Source organism: Candidatus Woesearchaeota archaeon, assembly GCA_016192995.1.
GTDB lineage: Archaea > Nanobdellota > Nanobdellia > Woesearchaeales > DSVV01 > JACPTB01.
This window is the reverse complement of the sequence record JACPTB010000004.1, coordinates 72431-91752: the sequence shown is the minus strand read 5'-3', so window position 1 is coordinate 91752 and position 19322 is coordinate 72431. Positions and strand designations below refer to the sequence as shown.

Below are 19322 nucleotides of genomic sequence, written 5' to 3'. Positions count from 1 at the left end.
GTCAGAGCGAGAAAAAGAATTAACAAAACAAAAGAACTAGCATGGAAAATTCTTAGTTATAACATTGAACGATTGGGAAATAGCTTATTTAGGTTATGGGAAGCCATATCTCTCGGGACAGAGCCGATTTAAATGGCTCTGGTGAAAATGTAGTTTTAGCGCCTATTTCGTGAAGCTCTTCTTAGTCAACACCGGGGATTTTTCGAGGTTCCAGAGAGAAAAATCCAATGTTTAGTCACATATGAAGCTGAACTGGCGCTAAAACCTGAAAGATTTTCACCAGAGCCGATAGTTTTTGGACATGCCAGTAAACAATTATGTTGTTCTCTTTCCACTTTTTTTAATTCTTTCTAATGTTTCTTTGGCAGAATTAACCCATGAATTACCCCAGAAAACAGTAATCTCTTTCAAGTCTACTTGTATCATCTATCTTCATATGTGTATCATCTTTTAATGTTAAGCAATATTTATTTAATACGCCATCAATGTAAAGCTTATTTCAACTATATCAGATTCTAATTTAATACCTCTGATTCTTAGACTCATATTATATCAGCCCCTTACTTAAATTTCAATTATCTCTCTACAACAACTTCTCCATCTATCAGATTAATGACTGTTGATGGTTTTGATTCTTTTTTGCCTTCATAAATAATAAAATCAACAGAATTTTTTATTTTTTCTTCAATATCTTCCAAGCTTGTCATATAAGGCTTTCCTGCTTCATTGACACTTGTTGTTACTAATGGTAGGTCAAGTTCCTTGACGACTGCTGAAATCCATGTATCTGGAATTCGTACACCTAATGTCTCAGAATTATTGTTTACTTCAGGTGCAATAGATTCTTCTTCTTTTAATTTGAATATTAAAGTGTATGGTCCAGGCAATTTTTCAAGCCAGTCAATGCCTTGACCAAATACTTCGCAGTTTTCTTCAATCCATTCTTTGGAAGGAGGAATGATTGACAAGGGATTATCAGGTCGCGCTTTTAATTGCCGTATTTTTCTAACGGCTGTTTTATTTGTTGCATCACATCCTAATCCATAAATAGTGTCCGTTGGGTAAATAAAAACCGCGCCTTTTTTAATCATGTTCTGATATTTTCTACGTTCTTTGAAGAATTCTTCCTTGGTCAGTATGTTCATGTAAAATCACTCAATCGCACAACACTTTCATAGGTTACCATCGTGGTGCTTCCATCAACACCGCCAGGGATTTTTTTCGTTGAAATAAATTTTCCCTCTTCTAACTTATCTATTTTTCGCTTAAACGTTTTGTAGGAACTTTCACCTTTGTTATCTTGATATAATTTATATAAGTCACCAATCTTTTTCCCGGAATTTAATTTAATAATATCTAAAATAAAGTCAGTTTCATCGTCAAGCTTAAGATCATCTTTCACGCCTAATTGATCGAGTTTTTGCAGCGCTTTTTTCACTTCTTCCAAAGTTATTTTTTTTGCGCTAGCATCTTCAGCGAGCAAGCCAGATTCCCTCATAAGATGTAAACCAGTTCTAATATCTTTCACGGCAAAACTTGCTTCCACTACTAATCTAAATGCATCATCATCCCAGATATTTGATACAAAGGCAAAGTCTCTTCTCTGTTCAAGAATACCTTTTGTTTCCTCATAATTATAAGGGTTGAATTCAAGAATCTCGGCATTTAACCGTGATTTAATTCTATTATCTAAATTAATAAACCATTCTTTGTAATTTGAAATGAGAAATATTGATTTTCGGTATATATCTTCGAGAAAAATATATATGAAATCATACTCTTCTAATTTATCAACTTCATCTAAGGCAAGAGCAACTGAAGTTTTGTTTAATCTTTCTTGAACAATTTTCCATAATTCCTCTGTTTTTTTGTTTTGGGTGAATTTATAGCCAATTTGATCGCAAATATCAAGGACAATTTTGTAACTGGTGTTTTTTTGCCAGCAATTAATGTATATAGAGAGAACTTCTTCAGATTGTTCTTCTAATTCCTTGAAGACATGTTTAATTGCCACAGTTTTTCCAATGCCTGGTTTGCCGTAGATTAAGGCATTTCTTCCATTAAGCTTTTGAAACAATGGTTTAATGTCAGCTGCTATTTGTCGTTGTTCTTTTTCTCTATAAGGCAGGAGTTTTGGTTGGAAGGAGAAGTCTAAGGCTACTTCATTTTTGAATAATGATTCACCTTCTTTTAACATGTTATCAAATAAGCCCATATCACACTAAGAGAGCAGAGGGATTTATATTGGTTGTGGATATACCTCACTTAATTTTTAAGCATATCTTTTACTTTTGATACAAATAATGTTGATTTGATTCTTAATTGTTCAACATCTTGTTTTGTATATGCAGTTTTGGTTGAATATGTTGCATCTTCTCTTTTGTTTTTTGATTCAACATAAAATAAGATGTCCTGATAATCTAAAAGAGTTACGAGTGATTGAATATCTTCTTTATTTAATCCTTTATTATAAAAGTTTTTAATTAACAGTAAAATGGTTGCCAAATGATTTTTACATGAAAACCCTTTTGTCATTATCAAAGCTAATGCAGCATGATATGACGCATAATAACAACCGGTTATTGCCCAGTCAAAATAATCAAGTTGGATAGTATCATTTACAAACTTTAGATTTCGTTCTGACTTTAACAAATGCCCTTGGATTTCGGTATTCTCTCTGTTTTCTGTTTTTATAATCTCTTTCTTAATGAATTCGCTGATTTTTTCACTTATTAATTCAGGGCTGTTTAGGTATTTGTCTAACTCATATTTTTGCATTTTGAAGATCCTCGTAATATTTAATGTGATTAATCAATGGAAATCCTGATGCTATTGCAGACTGAATTACCATATCATTTTTTAATTTAATCTCTCTTTTGAAATCTTTATATGTTATCTGGAATGTGCTCACTTTTAATGCTGATTGCGCTCCTGCATTATCTTCTGCTTGATTTGTTTTTATTCTTTCATTAGTTACGATAAGAATATCTATATCTGAATCATCTCTAAAAGTGTTTTTTGCAGTTGATCCAAAAATTATTGCAAATATTGGCTGTTTTGGCAGATGGTTAAGGTAAGTTTCTATTGCAGTTCTTCTTATTGAAGGCAGCTTTTCATATCTTTCTATGTCAAAAAAAGTGAGTATTGAGTCTGTTTTTTTATTGTTTTTTAATGAGAAAAATTTCATGTTTCCTTCTTTTTCTGATTTTAGAATCTTGTCTTTTTCTAATTTAGTTAAGAATCTGTATGCGCTATTTTCATTAAGTTTTGCTTTTTTAGCGATTTCTCTAAGATGGATACTGTCTTTACTTGCGTAAAATAACCTCAATATGTCAAGGTATCCTTTATTTATTATGTTTAACATTTTTAAACAATTGTTGTAATAACTTAAACGTTTATATATTTTATGATTTATGCGAGTTTTGGCTGGAATGAGAAGTCTAAGACTACTTCGTTTTTGAATAATGATTCACCTTCTTTTAATATGTTATCAAATAAGCCCATATCATACCAAGAGAGCAGAGGGATTTATATTGGTCGTGGAATAGTAAATTCAATTTTTAAGAATCATTTGTTTTTTCTGATTTTTTATCATAATGATATCGTTTATTCATGTTTTATCCCAGGATATTCGTAAGGTATTTTCCTAAGTAATAATCGTAATTTTAAATGATCTGTGTAAATAAGTGTCATTTATATTAGTATAAAGATGAAACAAGTATAAATAATTTTTGGATAAAGAAAGAAGAAAAATAAAACAGATTATTTGCAACAATATACATGAGAAATTCTTTCACTGGTACTGTCACCGTAGAGAGGTTCAACAGCATTGTTATAATTCATTAAATTACACTTATTCTGTATATTGGGGCTGTATACTACTTCGGTGCAAGGTAGACTATGTGTATTATCATATTCAAATTGTCGTCCTCCACTACAACTGTTATCAGCAGATGAGAGATAGATATACCTTATATTAACTTCTATAAAATCACATTCTTTGAATGATTCTTGTTTTTGGCATATTTGGTATCCAGTCTTACCTTCATCTTCAGGTTCAACAGATATGTCGTCACATACACTATATGCTTTTTTAGTTGTGTCTTTTCCTACTCCAAATCCACATTGTTTTTCTCCGTATCTGCATACATTTGCAGAATCTATGTTTGTTGTCTTTACTGCAAAACCAGTTGCTCCTGAGGAAGTACCTATTACATAACCTACTGCTCCGATAGTAAGAACGAGAAATACTGCCATCATTGTTGATAAAGCTTTTTTATTCATAATAACACCTCTTTGAATAATACGTACTATCTTTTTGAAAATGAGTATATATATATATATTCATGCTGTGAAATATATGTTGTAGAATATATTTGCTATGTTCAAACAACCGAGATTCCACCTATTGTTTCAATGGTGGATAGGATATCGAGCGTTGTGCTCAAGAACCACCGGTCACAAACCAGATGGCATGAACGAAGTTCACGACGGATTTCCGTAATGGTGGTTCTTGACATATTAAAATACTAACACCATTAGAAATCTTTAAATATGACTTAACTATTATAATAGTTATATGATTGAACGACAGCAATTGAAACCTATTTTAAGTCCTCGAGAGATTGATGTAGTTACGGCGCGTTTGAACAATAAGCCAATTACGCAAACAGAGAGTAATTATTTGAGCAGGTCAATTAGACCAAAATTAGCTGCTGCCAGATATGCATCTCAACTTAACCTGCTTCCTTTGCTCGACTATCGCAGGAGAAAATATGAACGTGAGGATATTGTATTAAAACAAAAATTATTATCGGCGTTATCTGATGTTAGTTCCCATATTCAGGCAATTGTTCTTTTTGGAGGATATGTAAGAAATAATCATACCTATTATGGTGATATTGATATAATGATTGTTGTTAAAAAGAAATTATGGAAAACACAGATGGATAAATATAAGCTGAAGAAGAAAATAGAATCTGCGGTTACTGTTCCTATTGATATTATGCTTATTGAACATAGTTATCTTAAAAAACATTATCCCTATAATCCATTGCTTCACCATATGTTAGAAGATCATAACGTTATTTACGGTGCTATTAAACTGGGAAAAAAACTCATTGTTAATAGGTGGTATTTATGGAGAGAGTTATTAGAAATAGATACCATCCTTGAGACAAGCTCACAGATTGAGTCTAAATATATTTATAATGCTTTACGAACCTGTCTTGCAATAAATCAATTTCTAAAGAAAAAAGTTAATCATAACCAATTACTTCGAGTGATGCAAGAGAATATAGGCTCTGCAACAGCTCTCGCTCTAAAAAATAATACTAGCAATCCTGTTCAGCGTAAAATAGCGTTATGCTATCTCCGTTATTTATATCACTCTCTTGAAAAGGCGCTTAAATATGAGCAAAAGAAAAGATCTTGAAGCATTAGCAGTTTTTATTGGATTATGGGCTGCCCATAGAATTCTTGTTGATTACACTAATCATCCTGAAAGTATTAAACATCTTCAGCATGAAGAAGAGCTTTATGCGTTGTTGAGTTCTGAGAAAGCTGCAGGAAATTGGAATAGTGAAGATATTGATTTAATTAAAGAACTCGCTGTTAAACGTTGCAGTAAGAAACTGGATAAATATCAAGATATTAAGCATTTTAATGATGAGGAAATTATATGTTACGTTGTTGAATTATTACGTGAATTAAATCTTAGGTGAACAAAGCTGCCTCATTTTTGAATAAAGATTCACCTTCTTTTAGCATGTTGTCAAATAAGCCCATGTGTTATAGAGGTAGTAAGGGGATTCATATAAGTTATAAAACATAAATAAACGAAAGTTATATATATTAGTAACCTTAGTTGATTATAATAGATGATGATTATGGATATACCGCTTATGTTAACCTTAAAACGACAGCAGCATAAAGATATTGCCCAAGCACAGGATTTAATAGTTAAGGAACTCTACACCCTGTTTAATCGCGCAGTGCTTCATGGAGGAACTGCGATCTGGCGTTGTTATCATGGAAACAGGTTCTCTGAAGATATTGATGTGTATTTCCCTAAGCAAGTATCTCAGATTAATGCTTTTTTTGAACGTTTAGAGAAAAAGGGTTTTGTTATTAAAAAGAAGAGAATATTGGACAAGAGTTTATATTCTATCTTAGAATTTAATAAAACAAGTGTTCGGTTTGAAGGATTGTTTTTATCTAAGCAGGATGAATTAGCTGATTATCGAGCTAGTGATGGCACTATCTTATCGGTGTGCACATTATCTGTTAAAGATTTAATCAAAGAAAAAGTTTCAGCTTATTTGTCAAGGAAAAAAATACGAGATTTATATGATATATATTTTCTCCTTAAATACATCTCAGATACTAAACGAATAAAGGACGATCTTGCACGTTTGGTTAAACATTTTGAGCAACCAATCGATAAACAAGATCTCAAGTCCATTATCATACAAGGTCTTGTGCCACGTACAGATGATATGCTAGCTTATATTAAAAGGAAATTATAATGGGTAAACAATATTATCAGAAACAAGTCGAAGCTTTATTCAAAAAAACTCCCGTTGTTAGTTTTAAGTCTATTGAAATGATTATCAGAGCCAGAACTAAGAATAAAACGTTGTATGCGAAACAACTCATACGAAATTTGCTTCTTGCGGACAAGATAAAGACAATTGCCAAAGGGTATTATTCATTATATGATGATCCAAACTTACTTGCTTTCTGTTATAAACCGAGCTATCTTGGCTTGCAAGATGCTTTAAGCTTTCATAATCTATGGGAACAAGAAACTATACCTATCATTATAACATATCAACGAGTGCGACAGGGTATAAGAAAAGTTCAAGACATTAATGTGTTAGTAAGACGGCTCGATAAAAAATATTTTTTTGGAATTGAGTATCATCAGGTAGGTGATTTCTATTTTCCTTATTCTGATATTGAAAAAACGTTTATTGATATGGTTTATTTCAAACAGAAGACTAGTAAGGATTTATTACATGAATTTAAGAAGAGATTAGATAGTAAGAAAGTAAAGCGGTATCTTAAACAATATCCACATTTACTGCGATTACAAGTGTTAAAGTTATTATCTTAATTCACCTATCGTAGTTTATTCCCGCAGTAACTGCAGAAATTATCAAAAACTGATAATTGACTGCCGCATTTTCTGCAAAATACATTTTCCTGTTTCATGATTTCCTGCTGTCTCGCTAATGCTGGATGTATTGCTTGCTGCTGATCTACTTTCAGCGTGTTTTTATCATTTTTGTTCGCATTGGTATAGGCAATTACTACTTTAAAAATACCATACACCAGAAAAACAAGGCTTGCATATCTGAAGAATAAGAGTTCTTCTTTTATGAATGAAATTCCTCCAATAATGATACCTACGATGATAAATATGCTGCCATGGATTGAAGTCATGCTATTTTACTGATTTACTTGTTTTAATACTTTTTCCCTAATGGTACGTTGAAAGCTAAGCTTTCAACGTACAAAAAACAACAAAGAATATAAATCCTATAAATTCCTCCCTACAGCATGATTGATATTAAAATAATTCGTGAGAGCCCTAACATCATTAGACAAGATTTGAAAAAAAGAAAAGATATTGAAAAACTAAAAATAGTTGAAACAATTCTTAACTTAGACAAAGAAAAACGTGCTTTGCAAACAGGGATTCAAGAACTGCAGCATAAGCAGAATGAAGCAAGCAAGGAGATAAATGATCTTAAAAAGCAAGGTAAAGACATTAAAAAACTTGTTCTAAAGATCAAAGCTATTCCTGGAAAAATTCAAGGTATTCAAGAACAGATTACTGTTCTTGAGTTAAAATTAAAAGATGCTTTGTATCAAATACCTAATATTCTCCATGACTCTGTCCCTTATGGTAAAGATGACAAAGAGAATGTAGTAATAAGAACATTTGGCAAGCCTAAAAAACCAGAGTTTGAATTATTGCCTCATCATCAGGTTGTTGAAAAATTAATGCTCGCTGATTTTGATCGGGCAAGAAAAATTACTGGTGCTGGTTTTTATTTTCTTAAGGGAGATCTTGCATTACTAAATCAAGCGCTGATAAGGTTTACGATTGATATGATGACGAAAAAAGGCTTTATGCTCGTTGAGCCGCCCTTAATGATGACGAGAAAAGCCTATGAAGGAGTTACTGATTTGCATGATTTTGAAAATGTGATGTATAAGATTGAAAATCATGATGCGTATCTGATAGCTACCTCAGAACACCCATTAACTGCTATGTTCATGAATGAAGTCCTTGATGAAGAAGATATTCCTTTAAAATTGGTAGGAATCAGTCCTTGTTTTAGAAAAGAAATTGGAAGCCATGGGATTGATGAAAAAGGATTATTTAGAGTGCATCAATTTCAAAAAGTAGAGCAGATTATTATAGGTAAACCTGAACAAAGCTGGAAAATGCATGAAGAGTTGTTAAAAAATGCTGAAGAATTGTTCCAAGAGCTTGAAATACCGTATCGAGTCGTGAATATATGTACCGGCGATATTGGAACAGTTGCAGCTAAGAAATATGATATTGAAGCATGGATGCCAAGAACACAGGAATATAAAGAAGTAGTTTCGTGTTCTAATTGCACAGAGTATCAAGCACGCCGTTTAAATATAAAAATAGGAAAACAGGGTGGAGAGAAGCAATTTGCCCATACCCTAAACTCAACAGCAGTCGCTACACCTCGGGCATTAGTAGCTATTCTTGAAAACTACCAGAATAAAGATGGTTCAATAACTGTTCCAAAAATTCTTGTGCCTTATATGAATGGAAAGAAAGTACTGAAATAAGTACGTAATAAGTCTTGGGTTTTAGCGCCTACTTTTGTGAAGCTCCTCGATATCTTTATTGAGGATTTTTCGGAGTGCCAGAGAGAAAAATCCAATGTTTAATTACAAGTGAAGCTGAACTGGCGCTAAAACCTAGTGAAGACTTATTACGTACTTATTTCTGTTTATGATGTTTTGTCAATTGCTTCCAACCAATCATAAACAGGATTAAACCAATAAAACTTGCAGCTCCTATGATGATTAATACAGCGCCTTTTGCCTGAGGATTTTTAAGAAGCAAGAGCATCTTTTGCTTTGTTGTCAAAGGTTCTAAATTGATCATTAAGGTTTTTTCTTCATGATACCTATTTTCCTCTTGATCATAAAATGCTGTTTCAATGATAATATTATTTTCTGGTTTGTACAGGTCGTAAGGATTAACATTCAAGATAAATGTTTGCTCGTTTTCCAATTCATTGATATGCCATGTTTCACTTTTTTCATTATAACGTATGATCACCTCAACATTGTTAGGGTTGCTTGCTGATTTTTTTTTTGCTTTAAATTCAATTTTAAAGGTATCGTCAATAGTTATTTTTTCTGGAGCATGTATCACCAATAGTTCTATCATTGGTCTGTCAAGAATTTTAAGCGTTACAGGAACATACATTGCTATCTGTTTATTTTTTGCTTTAATATTGATATTTTGCTGCCCTAGGTTAAGATTTTTCATTTTGAACTTGACGCTCTTCTCCTCAGCTATGAGCAAATCCTGTTCAAGGCAATCCTGGCTGCACACATTTAAGTCTTTAATAATGCTATTTCCGGTATTCTTAATGGTGCAGAGTATGGTTGCTTCCTCATCTTGGTAGTAAGCTTCATTTTCAGGAGCGCATGCTAAGTCTATTTTTTGTTCATAACTTTTCTGCACTTTTTTAAGCTCGACATCTATGATTTCATTAATATCCTTTTCAGAGAATAATGTTGCTTCTTTTTTAACGTTAAAGGAAATGGTGTCAGATTCGTTTAAAATAGTATAGGTATTTATGAAAAAAGTGTATACATAATCTCCGTCAAGGTTGCCATCAGTTCTGATTTTCCATAATAATTTTCTTTTTTCCAATGGTTTTAAAAGAACTGCCCTTTCAGGATTATAAATAGTTAACCCCTCACTTTTAGAGGTGAGTAGTTCTACAGGAACATAATAATCTTTTGTATTTTCAACGCTTACGACAAGCAGATTATGCGAACCGATAGTTACTTCATCACCTAATATCTGGGATTCAACGATAATATTTTTATCGACTTTTCCCTTTTGTTCGACTACCTTGGCTTCAAACTCAAGAGGACTTACTTCTAAATTAACATCTCTCCCATGCCATTCATACTTTGTCGAGGTTTTATCGGCATCAAGGCTTTCTTTCAGTTTAATATGCGTTGCATCGACAAACCCAAATTCACCATAGGTAACATCAAAAGGAATCCAGCCATATTCGGGAAAATACACTTCAGCCCAGCCATGAGGGCCCCAATTTGTAGTGAAGAGTTCTGAATTAGTGTAAGAATACCCAGCAACAAATCTTGCAGGAATTCCGACTGATCTTAACATAGCAATAAAGAGATTAGTTAATTCATCACAGACTCCTTTTCTATTCTCTAAAACCCAACTCGCGGGTAACGCTGCATCCGCAGTTACCGTGCTTAAACTATATTCAATATTATTCTTCACCCAATTTGCAATGGTGAACACCACTTCATATTCGTCGGTTTCACCTTCTGAAAGATCATTTGCTAATTTTTGAATCCCATTTTTTGAAAAATCGATTAATGTTGTTTCCTGAAGATACTGTTTTTCTTTTGCGGGTATTTTCTGGACAGGAAAAGGCACTCTTTCTTTTACTCTCACAAATTTGTTTTCTATATCCACGCGAGCACTTACTTTAATTTCCAGTTCATCCTCTTTTGGCTGATACCAGATAAATTGCAAATTATCATTAATTTCTGCAGGTTTTGGCTCTGTTTCCAAAGAAAGAATTTTTTGCCGATAATCTTCTCGCGGATAAAATGAAAGATCAGTGATCACTTTTTCTAAGATATATTTCTCGCTGGCAGGCACAATCTTTAACTTGGTGTTAATAGTAAAATCGGTTACAATTTCTTTACTTTCATAGAACCAGTTATCATCATGATCAAGCGGAGTATCTTCTTTTGATAGTGCTATTCCTGCAATAGTGAGGAGGATAACGACACAACTAAAGAGGGTTATTATTTTTTTCTTTTCCATGTTGTCCATTTTTTGTAGGTTCTTTTTTTCTTAAAATCCAATAAGTTAAAACTAATGATAATAATGATATCATTATTAAAGCTTTTCTCAACCACGAAATTTTAAACGTAAAAACAACAGTATGTTTGCCGCGGGGAGCATCAATGGCAATATAGCTGGGGCTTACTTCATAGGTTTTTGTTTTGTTGCCATCAATTTTTGCTTCCCAATCAGGATGATAGGTTGCCTTTAAAATCACTAAACAATCGTCTCTTACCGCTTCTATTTCAGCAGTGTAATGGCCTTTAGTTGCAGTTTCGGTAATTACATCGCCGCAGTCGCGAATATCTTTTTTCAAGCTTTTAATGAATCCATCGCCACGTTTAACTTCATCATGCAGTTTAACTAAGGGTGCCTTGTCCATCTGAATGCTTGTTGTTGACTTTCCTTCTGGATTTATGGTCTTTACCACAAATTCTTTATTTTCCTTAATATTCACCTCAATATATTTTTCAACTACTTCAGGGTTTTTGCTTATAATGAAATATTCATTGTATAAAGGCAACCCGCTCCAGCTCCATAACAAATTTATCCCTCGCGCTTCTTTCGGTGTGGTGTATAATACATACCTTGCATGACCAAGTTCTATATAATTGTCTGAAGCTTCTGGTTTAATAACATATTTCTTGGTGGCATTGTCTCTTTCAAGTTGATATTGTATATTAAACAGCTTTGAGTAATTAAAGGGAAAATTCTTTGGAAATCCAAGATAATAGGTATTTAATGAATCATGGTAACCAATCCCATTCCCATTTGTCTGAGCTTTGTTGGTAAAAACAGGAAACGAATTTATGAAGGTAATTGCCCTTGGCATATTGGTTATATCAATTTTAATTCTTCCGTTATCCGGCAACGCTTTGAGTTGTTCTGCAATTTCAAAATAATTATCACTGTTGAAAGTTATGTCAGGTGTTGTATGAAATGTATATGCATAAATATTATCAATGTAGGGAAGTAGTAGAATGATGATAAGTATAAGGTACATAGTATATCTTACTAAAGTTTTTGCTATTCTTCCCTGTGTAAAATTGAACATAAGCGTGACAAGCCAACTAACGAGAAAAATAGCTGAAAAATGCAGCAATGCAATGAATCTGAAGGTTTGTAATTCATTAATAATAGGGATATAATTAATAAAGTTAAAGCTCTTCTTCCCTGCAATAAAGAATAAACTAATCAGCAGACAATATATTAAAAACCGTAAGCGAGAATCTTGTCGATGCTCTTTTTTCAAAGTAAAGAGGATTAAACTTCCTAGAACCAGTAAGGTGAGTATTGAAATGTTAACAACACTTCTATAGTCAAATAATTTTCCTGTTATAAAGAATTTTAAAGTTTCAGTAATGCCATAACCATTATTTCTTAAAGGATCATCTAAATTTAATCCACCATAATATTCTTTGTTGATTAAGTAGGGAATAACAAAGAACGAAATACTTATAAGAAATACTATGCCAAAAAGAAGAGATTTCTTCATTAGTTCTTTGGTAATTTTATGCCCAGCAAGTATCAGTATACCCATCGCTAAAATAAGGATAATACCAAGAAACAAATGTGAAGTGAAGGTTAAAAATGAAAACAACAGTGTTTTCCAAAGGAATTCAGGTTTGCTTTCAATAAAATATTGATAGCTATATCCTAATGCTAAAGGCAAGAATAACAGCCCCCAGAGCTGCGAGTATAAGCCAAAGTCAAACATTACTCGATGTTCAATGCCAAAGCCAAATTCTGAGGAAAATAATAAAGAAATCGCTGCAGCAATTACTGCATGGAGTTTTGTGAAATTGAATAACCTTGCAGATTGGTAAATAATTAATGGAAATGATAAGAAGAATAAGAGGATTGAAAGCTTGAATAAAAACAGTAAAGGAATAAAGGTTATGATGTGCACTAATCCTACTGCAAGATAAGGTAATGGGGCATAAAAAAGAAACATAGGAAATCCTAATTGATAAGCATTATCCCACCATGGTTCGCCTTTTAATGATCGTACTGTTTCCTGAAGAAGCTGATAATGAGTGCCGGTATCTCCGCCATTGGGCATAGCGCCTTTGAATACACCGATAACATTAATGAGGTGGAATAAAGTAACTAATGATAGAATGATAATTACTTGTTTTTTTGAGATATACTCTGTTTCCTGGTTATGCATATTTTGAAGAAACATTTATCCTATATAAAATTTTATGCGACAAATTTGAATTGCCCATGAACATATCTTTCCACAGTATCTTCTAATCTTGTTTCTGGTGTCATAGGAATTCGAACTAATTTTCCCTTTCGAGCTGCTTCTGCATCGTAAATTCCGGACATGTGTGGATCTGATGTTAAGGGAGTTCCTCCATTAACAGCATAGCATGTTCTGATCAATACATCATTAGCACTATTCACTGCAGCTCTTACTGCATCTGAAGGTTGAAAGAAAATCTCAGCAGGGTTGTTTCTTTTATCTAAAACTGTAATTCCATTAACCCCAATCAATGATTTATATGTTCCTAATAAAACCATGTAAGCAATTTTAGTTTGGATAACATAATTAGTTAAATCTCTTCCTGTTAAATGTTCAAATTCAGTTGTTCCTTCTAATCCAGCATGGTACGCAAAATCACGAGGAGATTTTACAATTGCTACTTCTATATTACCTACTTTTGTTCTTTCATCACCTAATATCATTCGTAATGTTGCATCAGTTTTTCCACTAAAAAAATAATTACCTTCACTTGGTTCAACAAAAATAGCTTTTATTGTTCCATGCTTATCTGGATAGGTAAAATAAAGTATATTAAAACAGCGTGCATCTGCAAGCATACCATTTGGCAAATAATACGCTGTGTCTTCAGTTGTTCCAATATGTTTAAGAAAATCATCTAATCGTGGCAAATATCTTCCTGCAATCTTTCCTAATTCAGTATGATGCCCATGAATAGATGTTGGTTTAGCAACAAGTGTTTTTGGCGATGCTGCAGATTGATAATTTGGCACATTTGGATCAGTAAATGAAAAGGTAGTACCTATCACTGTTCCTTGTAATCTAGCATCTGCAATTGCCATACCGTTTCTTTGGTCTGCTACAAATTCCATTCTGACATAAGGAGCAGGAAATCCTGATCGCGCACCTAAAACAACCATCGCTTGAATCATGCCTTCATAATCTTCTGTTAAAGGATGATCAATATTTAGGATTTTCATCGTGTTAGAATTACCTTTTCCTCTTAATTCAGCCTGTGGTAAGATAACGACTTCTTGTTCGATTCCATCTCTTTTCAATGCTGTATTGATTACAACATCTCCACCAATGCCATTTAATCCATATTGGTTTCCCGGTGATGCAATTTGCATACCAGCTAAATTAAATAGTACTCGATCAAGATTTGCTTGAATGGCTACATTATCTACTGTTGAACCCGATATTATTAATTCAGTAGGTAACCACATAGCTCCAGAATTTCTACCAAAATGTGCATAAATCACTTTTCCTAATTTTTGGGTTCTTTGAGTCTCTAAATTAGGAACACTTCCAGGTGTAAGAAGAACCTTCATGGTTTCAAAATCTGCCATTCCTGTTAATTCATCTAAAGATATTAATCTTCCCATTGTTACTACCTTTTTAAATATTAAAGCGATATAAGGGAATATTACTAGTATTATAAATCTTACGACGAAATATTGTATTAAATAAGAATATGATGCGGGGGACGTGATTCGAACACGCGAACCCACTAAGGGACTAGCCCCTCAAGCTAGCGGATTTGGCCGCTCTCCCACCCCCGCACGTATCAACTATGTTTTCTCCATTACTTTATATGCGTTTTGTTCCAGTAGCGTTATTGAAAAGCTTGATGTTGCCATCAATACTGCGAAGCTAATTGAAATCAAATTCGAGTACTTTTCGAGGTTCCAGAGAGAAAAGTACCATCTATATAATTTATTTGAAGCTGAGCCGATGGCAACCTTTGCTTTGCAAAGAGAGCTTTTCAATAACGCCGTTCCAGTAAAATATATAAATGGAGTTAAACAACATCAGCTCTATGAACGAAGAAGATTCACTTCTTGATGACAACCATCATGAAAAACATGCTACTCATTTAGGGCTTATCTTTGGCTGGGTTGTTGGTATTCTATTTGCTCTCGCAGGATACAAATTCCTCGAAGCTTCAATTATAGTAGCAATTATATTGTGGGCATTGGCCTTGTTATTGATTCCCCTAACACGCGATATTATTCAAGATAATCTTAAGCTTAAACTTTCAGCAGGGCATACGTTTGCATTTATTATTATTGGTTTTGTTATAGCAGGATATATGTATAACAGCCAAGGACTTGAGAATCCATTAGTTAAAATAATTGACGAAGCGCAAGCAATTCTACCTTTTTCTGATGCAAGCAATGTAGAACAACAAGCTTCAGATAAACAACCAAAAGATGTTGCTGGAGCTGCAACTACAGGACAAACATCAATTTCCCAACAATCTTCTTTGCCCTCAGCTGAACCCCAACAACCGTTATCATCACCATCTTCAGTAGTTACTGTTCCTAATTCTTATAAATATAAATTGGAAAAATCTGGAGTTACATTATATATTGAAGATATTGTTTTTGAGCAGCGCGGCGCAAGTTTTGGCGATATTACTAAAGTTAAATATACCGTAGTTAATAATGTTGGCAAAGCAATTACTCCTGCATTAAAAATGCTGGTATATGAGAAAAATCAGGATCCTAGTGTGTGGGCTAATAAAGTTTTAGACACAATTGCTTCATCAGTCGCAAATGGCAATTCGTTTTCTGAATTAGTGCTTACTAAATTAACTATACCAACAGCAGCAAATGAAAAAATCATTAAGTTCATGCTATATGATAAAACTACTAATTTCACGTATTTAACACTGAGTGATAAAATACAGTTCATGCCACCAGCTCCTATTGGTAATTCTTCATAGCACTTTATACAACCTACTCTTTTTTACTTATTATATCTAGAATATTCTCTTTTAGCATAATTTTTCTTATTTTTCCATGAGGGATAATCTCAATTAATCGCTTTTCTTCCATCTTTTGCAGTGTACGAAATGCTTTAACCCTATTCATAGAAGGCAACCGGGCAATTTCAGCTTGGGTTGTTGTTCCTTTATTATCTACAAGATAATTTAAAATCTGTTTTTCTTCATTATGTAAGAATTGCACTACTATGTCCAGAATACTTTTAGTTTCTTCTTCTTTTTTTTCGATCTGATGGTATAATATATTTGCCCATAAAAAACCAAACGCAACAGCAATAACCACTAAGATAACTAAGATTACGATGTGGTGTTCTATGGCGAATCGAAAGAGATTATTCATGGTGCTAATATTTTCATTTTTCTCAATTATTACAGTCAGCCAAATAACACTCAATATCAAAAAACTCAGTACTATGATACCTATATTTTTATACCATCGTAAGGTAATGTTGCGCATTTTTGAAACCTTTTTATCATGTGTTACAAAAGCATTTATATATTGTTTCAACTAGTGAAACAAGATTGTGATTATGAATGTTATTATAAATATTTTTATTATAGTAACATAAAAAAGCATACTTAAGGTGGTGATTATGGTGAGCAAAACATATATTGGTTTAGGTGCATTAGTAATTTTAGTTTTAGTCATGGTCTTAGTTAACAAAACAGGAACAGGAGGATCTACTAACATACCATCATCTGATCCAAGTACGGTCTCTCCAACATCTTCAGGAGATGAACAAATTGTCCTCTTAGGTCTCGATAATGCAGGTAATTACAAACCTAAAGAGATTGTAGTACAGGCAGGAAAAACAGTTGTTTTAAAAAATGATGGTAGTTTAGGGGGTTGCTCTTTATATCCTATACAACAGGAACTTGGTTTAGCAGGAAATCTTGCGAAGAATAAAGAAGTTAGGTTTGTTCCTCAAAAAAAAGGTAGATTTCCATTTAGCTGTAGTATGGGTATGTATAAAGGGATTATTAAAGTTATTTGAATATTGATAAATAATTGAAGGATACTTATGACATCACTTATTGTTTTTTTATTAGCGGCATTTATTTCAGGAGTACTTACATTTCTTGCTCCTTGCACGTTACCTATTTTACCAGCATATTTTGCGTATGCAACAAATGCACAACAACGCAATATTACTCGAGATACCATCTATTTTGGGTTGGGATTAGCAATTATTTTTACCTTGCTTGGAATAACTGCAGGAAGTTTAGGTAAAGTAGTACTCGGCTATAAGCGAGAGATAGTCTATGTATTTTCTGCATTGTTTATTATATTTGGAGTTATTATCGGATTGGGTTATAAATTACCTCTTCTTTCAAACAATCCAGCAAAGAAAAGATATGCTTCTTTTGGCTTTGGCAGTTTAATTGGTCTTACCTGGAGTGGATGCATTGGACCAGTGTTAGGATTCATGCTGGTCCTAGCAGCTCAGACAGAAACCATAGTAGGGGGAGGATTATTGTTATTTGTTTATAGTTTAGGACTGCTATTTCCTCTGTTTTTATTATCGCTTTATTTTGATAGGTTATCTCCAGAGAGCAAATTCTGGAAATTACTCCAAGGCAGGCTTATCAAACTCACCTTGCTTGGCAAGGAATATACTTTTCATACCACAACTCTAGCAACAGGAATATTATTTATCTTATTAGGTATTTTTTTGCTGATTAATGTTACTGTAGGTATTATTAATTTGTTTCCCCAAATATTTACTAATTGGATTTTTAGTCTCGAAGATAAGCTTGTTACTTTGTTTAACCTAAGTATATAATTATAATGATGAGTGAATGGTTATGAGGTGGCATAGATGAAAGAAACAGAACAAACAGTTGCTTCAGCCCAGCAGCCTCAAAAAGCTCCTGTCGTTGAAGTGAAAAAACATAAAAAACCATTAATAATGGTGAAAAAACAAGGTGGTGTGAGTATGAAAGAAGAAAAAGGAAGTTGTTGTCAAGAACCAAAACAAGGTAAACAAGATTTTACTATGTATTTGCTTGCCTTCCAAGCATTTTTGTTATTAATTCTGGTGATTCAGGTTGGTTCTTTAGCTAAGAGTTTATCAGGGGTAACGGGAAATGCAGCTCAAGATTCTGGAGATACTGTTGTTGCAGCACCTTCTCCAACACCTGCAGCACCAACCGTAAATAAAGATATGAAAGTATTGATGGATGATGATGCAGTTAAAGGAGATAAAAATGCTCCAGTAACTATTGTAGAATGGAGTGATTTTGAATGTCCATTTTGCGGAAGATTTTATCAACAAACACTTCCTTCAATTAATGAAAAATATATTAAAACTGGCAAAGTAAAATTAGTTTATAGGGATTTCCCTCTTGAGTTTCATGCTCAAGCACAAAAAGCAGCAGAAGCAGCTGAATGCGCAGGAGAGCAAAATAAATATTGGGAAATGCATGATAAATTATTTGAAAAAGGAGTCAGTGGCGGAGTATCTTCATTTAAGCAATATGCAAAAGACCTTGGTTTAGACACCAAAAAGTTTGACGACTGTTTAGACACAGGAAAAATGGCAGGTGAAATTGAGAAAGATCTGCAAGATGGCGCCGCAGTTGGAATCAGAGGCACACCGGGGTTTGTAGTTAATGGCCAGCTGGTTTCAGGAGCGCAGCCATTTAGCGCTTTTGAACAAGTTATTGAAGCTGCATTAAAACAATAACTCCGTCAGCAAATAGATCACTCAATGAGGTGAATGAAATGAAGGTCAAAACTTTGTGGACAGTATTTTTTTGTTTTATTATTTTTGTTTTTTTAATAGGTTGTAAGGGAAAAGAAGAACAGCAACCACCAACAATATCAGAAGAAGAAGCGAAAATACCAGCTCCTGAAGTAGCTACGGTTACTACAACTGAGGACTCTGCTTCAAAAAGCCAGGTTAAAGAATTAACAGTTCAAGCATACAACTGGGGTTTTACTGTTGATCCAGTTAAAATCAAGAAAGGTGATACCGTGAAACTAAAATTAGTTGGTGTTTCAGGAACACATGGATTTGCGCTGCCAGAATTTGATGTTAATGCTGGACCAATAGGTGAAGGATCTGAGCAAACAATCGAGTTTGTTGCAGACCAAGCAGGAACATTTACATACTATTGCAATGTACCTTGCGGCAAAGGTCATAAAGAAATGAAAGGCGAACTTGTAGTTGAAGAATAGCTTG

At 33.5% G+C, this 19322-nt stretch carries 20 protein-coding genes and 1 tRNA gene; 10 read left to right on the top strand and 11 right to left on the bottom strand.

Annotated features, from left to right (window positions below; genetic code table 11):
* Positions 1-575: 575 nt before the first annotated feature.
* From HYY69_03535 to HYY69_03515, 5 genes are all read right to left on the bottom strand, one after another.
* Entirely contained in the window at positions 576-1145 is a 570-nt protein-coding gene (locus HYY69_03535; protein MBI3032521.1) for a threonylcarbamoyl-AMP synthase, read from the bottom strand.
* A complete protein-coding gene (locus HYY69_03530; protein ID MBI3032520.1) occupies positions 1142-2215 on the bottom strand; it encodes an AAA family ATPase in 1074 nt (357 codons plus the stop codon). Before HYY69_03530 ends, HYY69_03535 begins: the two co-directional genes overlap by 4 nt.
* 50 nt (positions 2216-2265) lie before the next feature.
* Positions 2266-2778 carry a HEPN domain-containing protein gene (locus HYY69_03525; GenBank protein ID MBI3032519.1) on the bottom strand — a complete coding sequence of 171 codons (513 nt, stop codon included), beginning with the start codon at positions 2776-2778 and terminating at the stop codon, positions 2266-2268.
* On the bottom strand, positions 2765-3364 hold the full coding sequence (locus tag HYY69_03520) for a nucleotidyltransferase domain-containing protein (GenBank protein MBI3032518.1): 600 nt from the start codon (positions 3362-3364) through the stop codon (positions 2765-2767). Before HYY69_03520 ends, HYY69_03525 begins: the two co-directional genes overlap by 14 nt.
* A gap of 398 nt (positions 3365-3762) precedes the next feature.
* Positions 3763-4284: a hypothetical protein gene (locus HYY69_03515; protein MBI3032517.1), complete on the bottom strand. Its 522-nt coding sequence runs from the start codon at positions 4282-4284 to the stop codon at positions 3763-3765.
* Between the two features lie 295 nt (positions 4285-4579).
* On the opposite strand from HYY69_03515, the gene HYY69_03510 reads away from it, so the two are divergent.
* From HYY69_03510 to HYY69_03495, 4 genes are all read left to right on the top strand, one after another.
* Positions 4580-5434, top strand: coding sequence for a nucleotidyltransferase domain-containing protein (locus tag HYY69_03510; GenBank protein MBI3032516.1), 855 nt, complete (start codon positions 4580-4582; stop codon positions 5432-5434).
* Positions 5412-5723, top strand: a complete 312-nt coding sequence (locus HYY69_03505) for a hypothetical protein (protein ID MBI3032515.1) — start codon at positions 5412-5414, stop codon at positions 5721-5723. The genes HYY69_03510 and HYY69_03505 overlap by 23 nt, the downstream gene beginning before the upstream one ends.
* 156 nt (positions 5724-5879) lie before the next feature.
* On the top strand, positions 5880-6527 hold the full coding sequence (locus tag HYY69_03500; protein MBI3032514.1) for a nucleotidyl transferase AbiEii/AbiGii toxin family protein: 648 nt from the start codon (positions 5880-5882) through the stop codon (positions 6525-6527).
* Positions 6527-7117: a hypothetical protein gene (locus HYY69_03495; protein ID MBI3032513.1), complete on the top strand. Its 591-nt coding sequence runs from the start codon at positions 6527-6529 to the stop codon at positions 7115-7117. Before HYY69_03500 ends, HYY69_03495 begins: the two co-directional genes overlap by 1 nt.
* Before the next feature lie 5 nt (positions 7118-7122).
* Here HYY69_03495 and HYY69_03490 read toward each other — a convergent pair whose 3' ends face one another.
* Entirely contained in the window at positions 7123-7446 is a 324-nt protein-coding gene (locus tag HYY69_03490; GenBank protein MBI3032512.1) for a zinc ribbon domain-containing protein, read from the bottom strand.
* Positions 7447-7563: 117 nt separating this feature from the next.
* Between HYY69_03490 and serS the strand changes: the two genes are divergently transcribed.
* Positions 7564-8838: a serine--tRNA ligase gene (serS, locus tag HYY69_03485; GenBank protein MBI3032511.1), complete on the top strand. Its 1275-nt coding sequence runs from the start codon at positions 7564-7566 to the stop codon at positions 8836-8838.
* Between the two features lie 154 nt (positions 8839-8992).
* Here serS and HYY69_03480 read toward each other — a convergent pair whose 3' ends face one another.
* The 4 genes from HYY69_03480 to HYY69_03465 form a co-directional block, all read right to left on the bottom strand.
* On the bottom strand, positions 8993-11101 hold the full coding sequence (locus tag HYY69_03480) for a transglutaminase domain-containing protein (GenBank protein MBI3032510.1): 2109 nt from the start codon (positions 11099-11101) through the stop codon (positions 8993-8995).
* Entirely contained in the window at positions 11070-13292 is a 2223-nt protein-coding gene (locus HYY69_03475; protein ID MBI3032509.1) for a YfhO family protein, read from the bottom strand. The genes HYY69_03480 and HYY69_03475 overlap by 32 nt, the downstream gene beginning before the upstream one ends.
* Positions 13293-13324: 32 nt before the next feature.
* Positions 13325-14734, bottom strand: a complete 1410-nt coding sequence (locus HYY69_03470; GenBank protein ID MBI3032508.1) for a hypothetical protein — start codon at positions 14732-14734, stop codon at positions 13325-13327.
* Between the two features lie 93 nt (positions 14735-14827).
* Positions 14828-14911 (bottom strand) — tRNA-Leu (locus HYY69_03465).
* 257 nt (positions 14912-15168) lie between these two features.
* On the opposite strand from HYY69_03465, the gene HYY69_03460 reads away from it, so the two are divergent.
* Positions 15169-16077, top strand: a complete 909-nt coding sequence (locus HYY69_03460; GenBank protein MBI3032507.1) for a hypothetical protein — start codon at positions 15169-15171, stop codon at positions 16075-16077.
* Between the two features lie 13 nt (positions 16078-16090).
* Here HYY69_03460 and HYY69_03455 read toward each other — a convergent pair whose 3' ends face one another.
* On the bottom strand, positions 16091-16594 hold the full coding sequence (locus HYY69_03455; protein MBI3032506.1) for a hypothetical protein: 504 nt from the start codon (positions 16592-16594) through the stop codon (positions 16091-16093).
* A gap of 136 nt (positions 16595-16730) precedes the next feature.
* Here HYY69_03455 and HYY69_03450 point away from each other — a divergent pair, with 136 nt between their 5' ends.
* The 4 genes from HYY69_03450 to HYY69_03435 are packed head-to-tail and all read left to right on the top strand — an operon-like array spanning position 16731 to position 19318.
* Complete coding sequence (locus HYY69_03450; protein ID MBI3032505.1) at positions 16731-17132, top strand: cupredoxin domain-containing protein; 402 nt, start codon at positions 16731-16733, stop codon at positions 17130-17132.
* Positions 17133-17159: 27 nt separating this feature from the next.
* Entirely contained in the window at positions 17160-17921 is a 762-nt protein-coding gene (locus HYY69_03445) for a cytochrome c biogenesis protein CcdA (GenBank protein ID MBI3032504.1), read from the top strand.
* A gap of 36 nt (positions 17922-17957) precedes the next feature.
* The gene (locus HYY69_03440; GenBank protein ID MBI3032503.1) at positions 17958-18824 is read left to right on the top strand and encodes a DsbA family protein; all 867 of its coding nucleotides are present in this window, start codon (positions 17958-17960) and stop codon (positions 18822-18824) included.
* A gap of 38 nt (positions 18825-18862) precedes the next feature.
* A complete protein-coding gene (locus tag HYY69_03435) occupies positions 18863-19318 on the top strand; it encodes a cupredoxin domain-containing protein (protein MBI3032502.1) in 456 nt (151 codons plus the stop codon).
* Positions 19319-19322: the final 4 nt, after the last annotated feature.

Bases quoted from the DNA above. Each gene is read 5' to 3' on its own strand.
- HYY69_03535 (MBI3032521.1), bottom strand. From the start codon at position 1,145: ATGAACATACTGACCAAGGAAGAATTCTTCAAAGAACGTAGAAAATAT.
- HYY69_03530 (MBI3032520.1), bottom strand. From the start codon at position 2,215: ATGGGCTTATTTGATAACATGTTAAAAGAAGGTGAATCATTATTCAAA.
- HYY69_03525 (MBI3032519.1), bottom strand. From the start codon at position 2,778: ATGCAAAAATATGAGTTAGACAAATACCTAAACAGCCCTGAATTAATA.
- HYY69_03520 (MBI3032518.1), bottom strand. From the start codon at position 3,364: ATGTTAAACATAATAAATAAAGGATACCTTGACATATTGAGGTTATTT.
- HYY69_03515 (MBI3032517.1), bottom strand. From the start codon at position 4,284: ATGAATAAAAAAGCTTTATCAACAATGATGGCAGTATTTCTCGTTCTT.
- HYY69_03510 (MBI3032516.1), top strand. From the start codon at position 4,580: ATGATTGAACGACAGCAATTGAAACCTATTTTAAGTCCTCGAGAGATT.
- HYY69_03505 (MBI3032515.1), top strand. From the start codon at position 5,412: ATGAGCAAAAGAAAAGATCTTGAAGCATTAGCAGTTTTTATTGGATTA.
- HYY69_03500 (MBI3032514.1), top strand. From the start codon at position 5,880: ATGATGATTATGGATATACCGCTTATGTTAACCTTAAAACGACAGCAG.
- HYY69_03495 (MBI3032513.1), top strand. From the start codon at position 6,527: ATGGGTAAACAATATTATCAGAAACAAGTCGAAGCTTTATTCAAAAAA.
- HYY69_03490 (MBI3032512.1), bottom strand. From the start codon at position 7,446: ATGACTTCAATCCATGGCAGCATATTTATCATCGTAGGTATCATTATT.
- serS (MBI3032511.1), top strand. From the start codon at position 7,564: ATGATTGATATTAAAATAATTCGTGAGAGCCCTAACATCATTAGACAA.
- HYY69_03480 (MBI3032510.1), bottom strand. From the start codon at position 11,101: ATGGAAAAGAAAAAAATAATAACCCTCTTTAGTTGTGTCGTTATCCTC.
- HYY69_03475 (MBI3032509.1), bottom strand. From the start codon at position 13,292: ATGCATAACCAGGAAACAGAGTATATCTCAAAAAAACAAGTAATTATC.
- HYY69_03470 (MBI3032508.1), bottom strand. From the start codon at position 14,734: ATGGGAAGATTAATATCTTTAGATGAATTAACAGGAATGGCAGATTTT.
- HYY69_03460 (MBI3032507.1), top strand. From the start codon at position 15,169: ATGAACGAAGAAGATTCACTTCTTGATGACAACCATCATGAAAAACAT.
- HYY69_03455 (MBI3032506.1), bottom strand. From the start codon at position 16,594: ATGCGCAACATTACCTTACGATGGTATAAAAATATAGGTATCATAGTA.
- HYY69_03450 (MBI3032505.1), top strand. From the start codon at position 16,731: ATGGTGAGCAAAACATATATTGGTTTAGGTGCATTAGTAATTTTAGTT.
- HYY69_03445 (MBI3032504.1), top strand. From the start codon at position 17,160: ATGACATCACTTATTGTTTTTTTATTAGCGGCATTTATTTCAGGAGTA.
- HYY69_03440 (MBI3032503.1), top strand. From the start codon at position 17,958: ATGAAAGAAACAGAACAAACAGTTGCTTCAGCCCAGCAGCCTCAAAAA.
- HYY69_03435 (MBI3032502.1), top strand. From the start codon at position 18,863: ATGAAGGTCAAAACTTTGTGGACAGTATTTTTTTGTTTTATTATTTTT.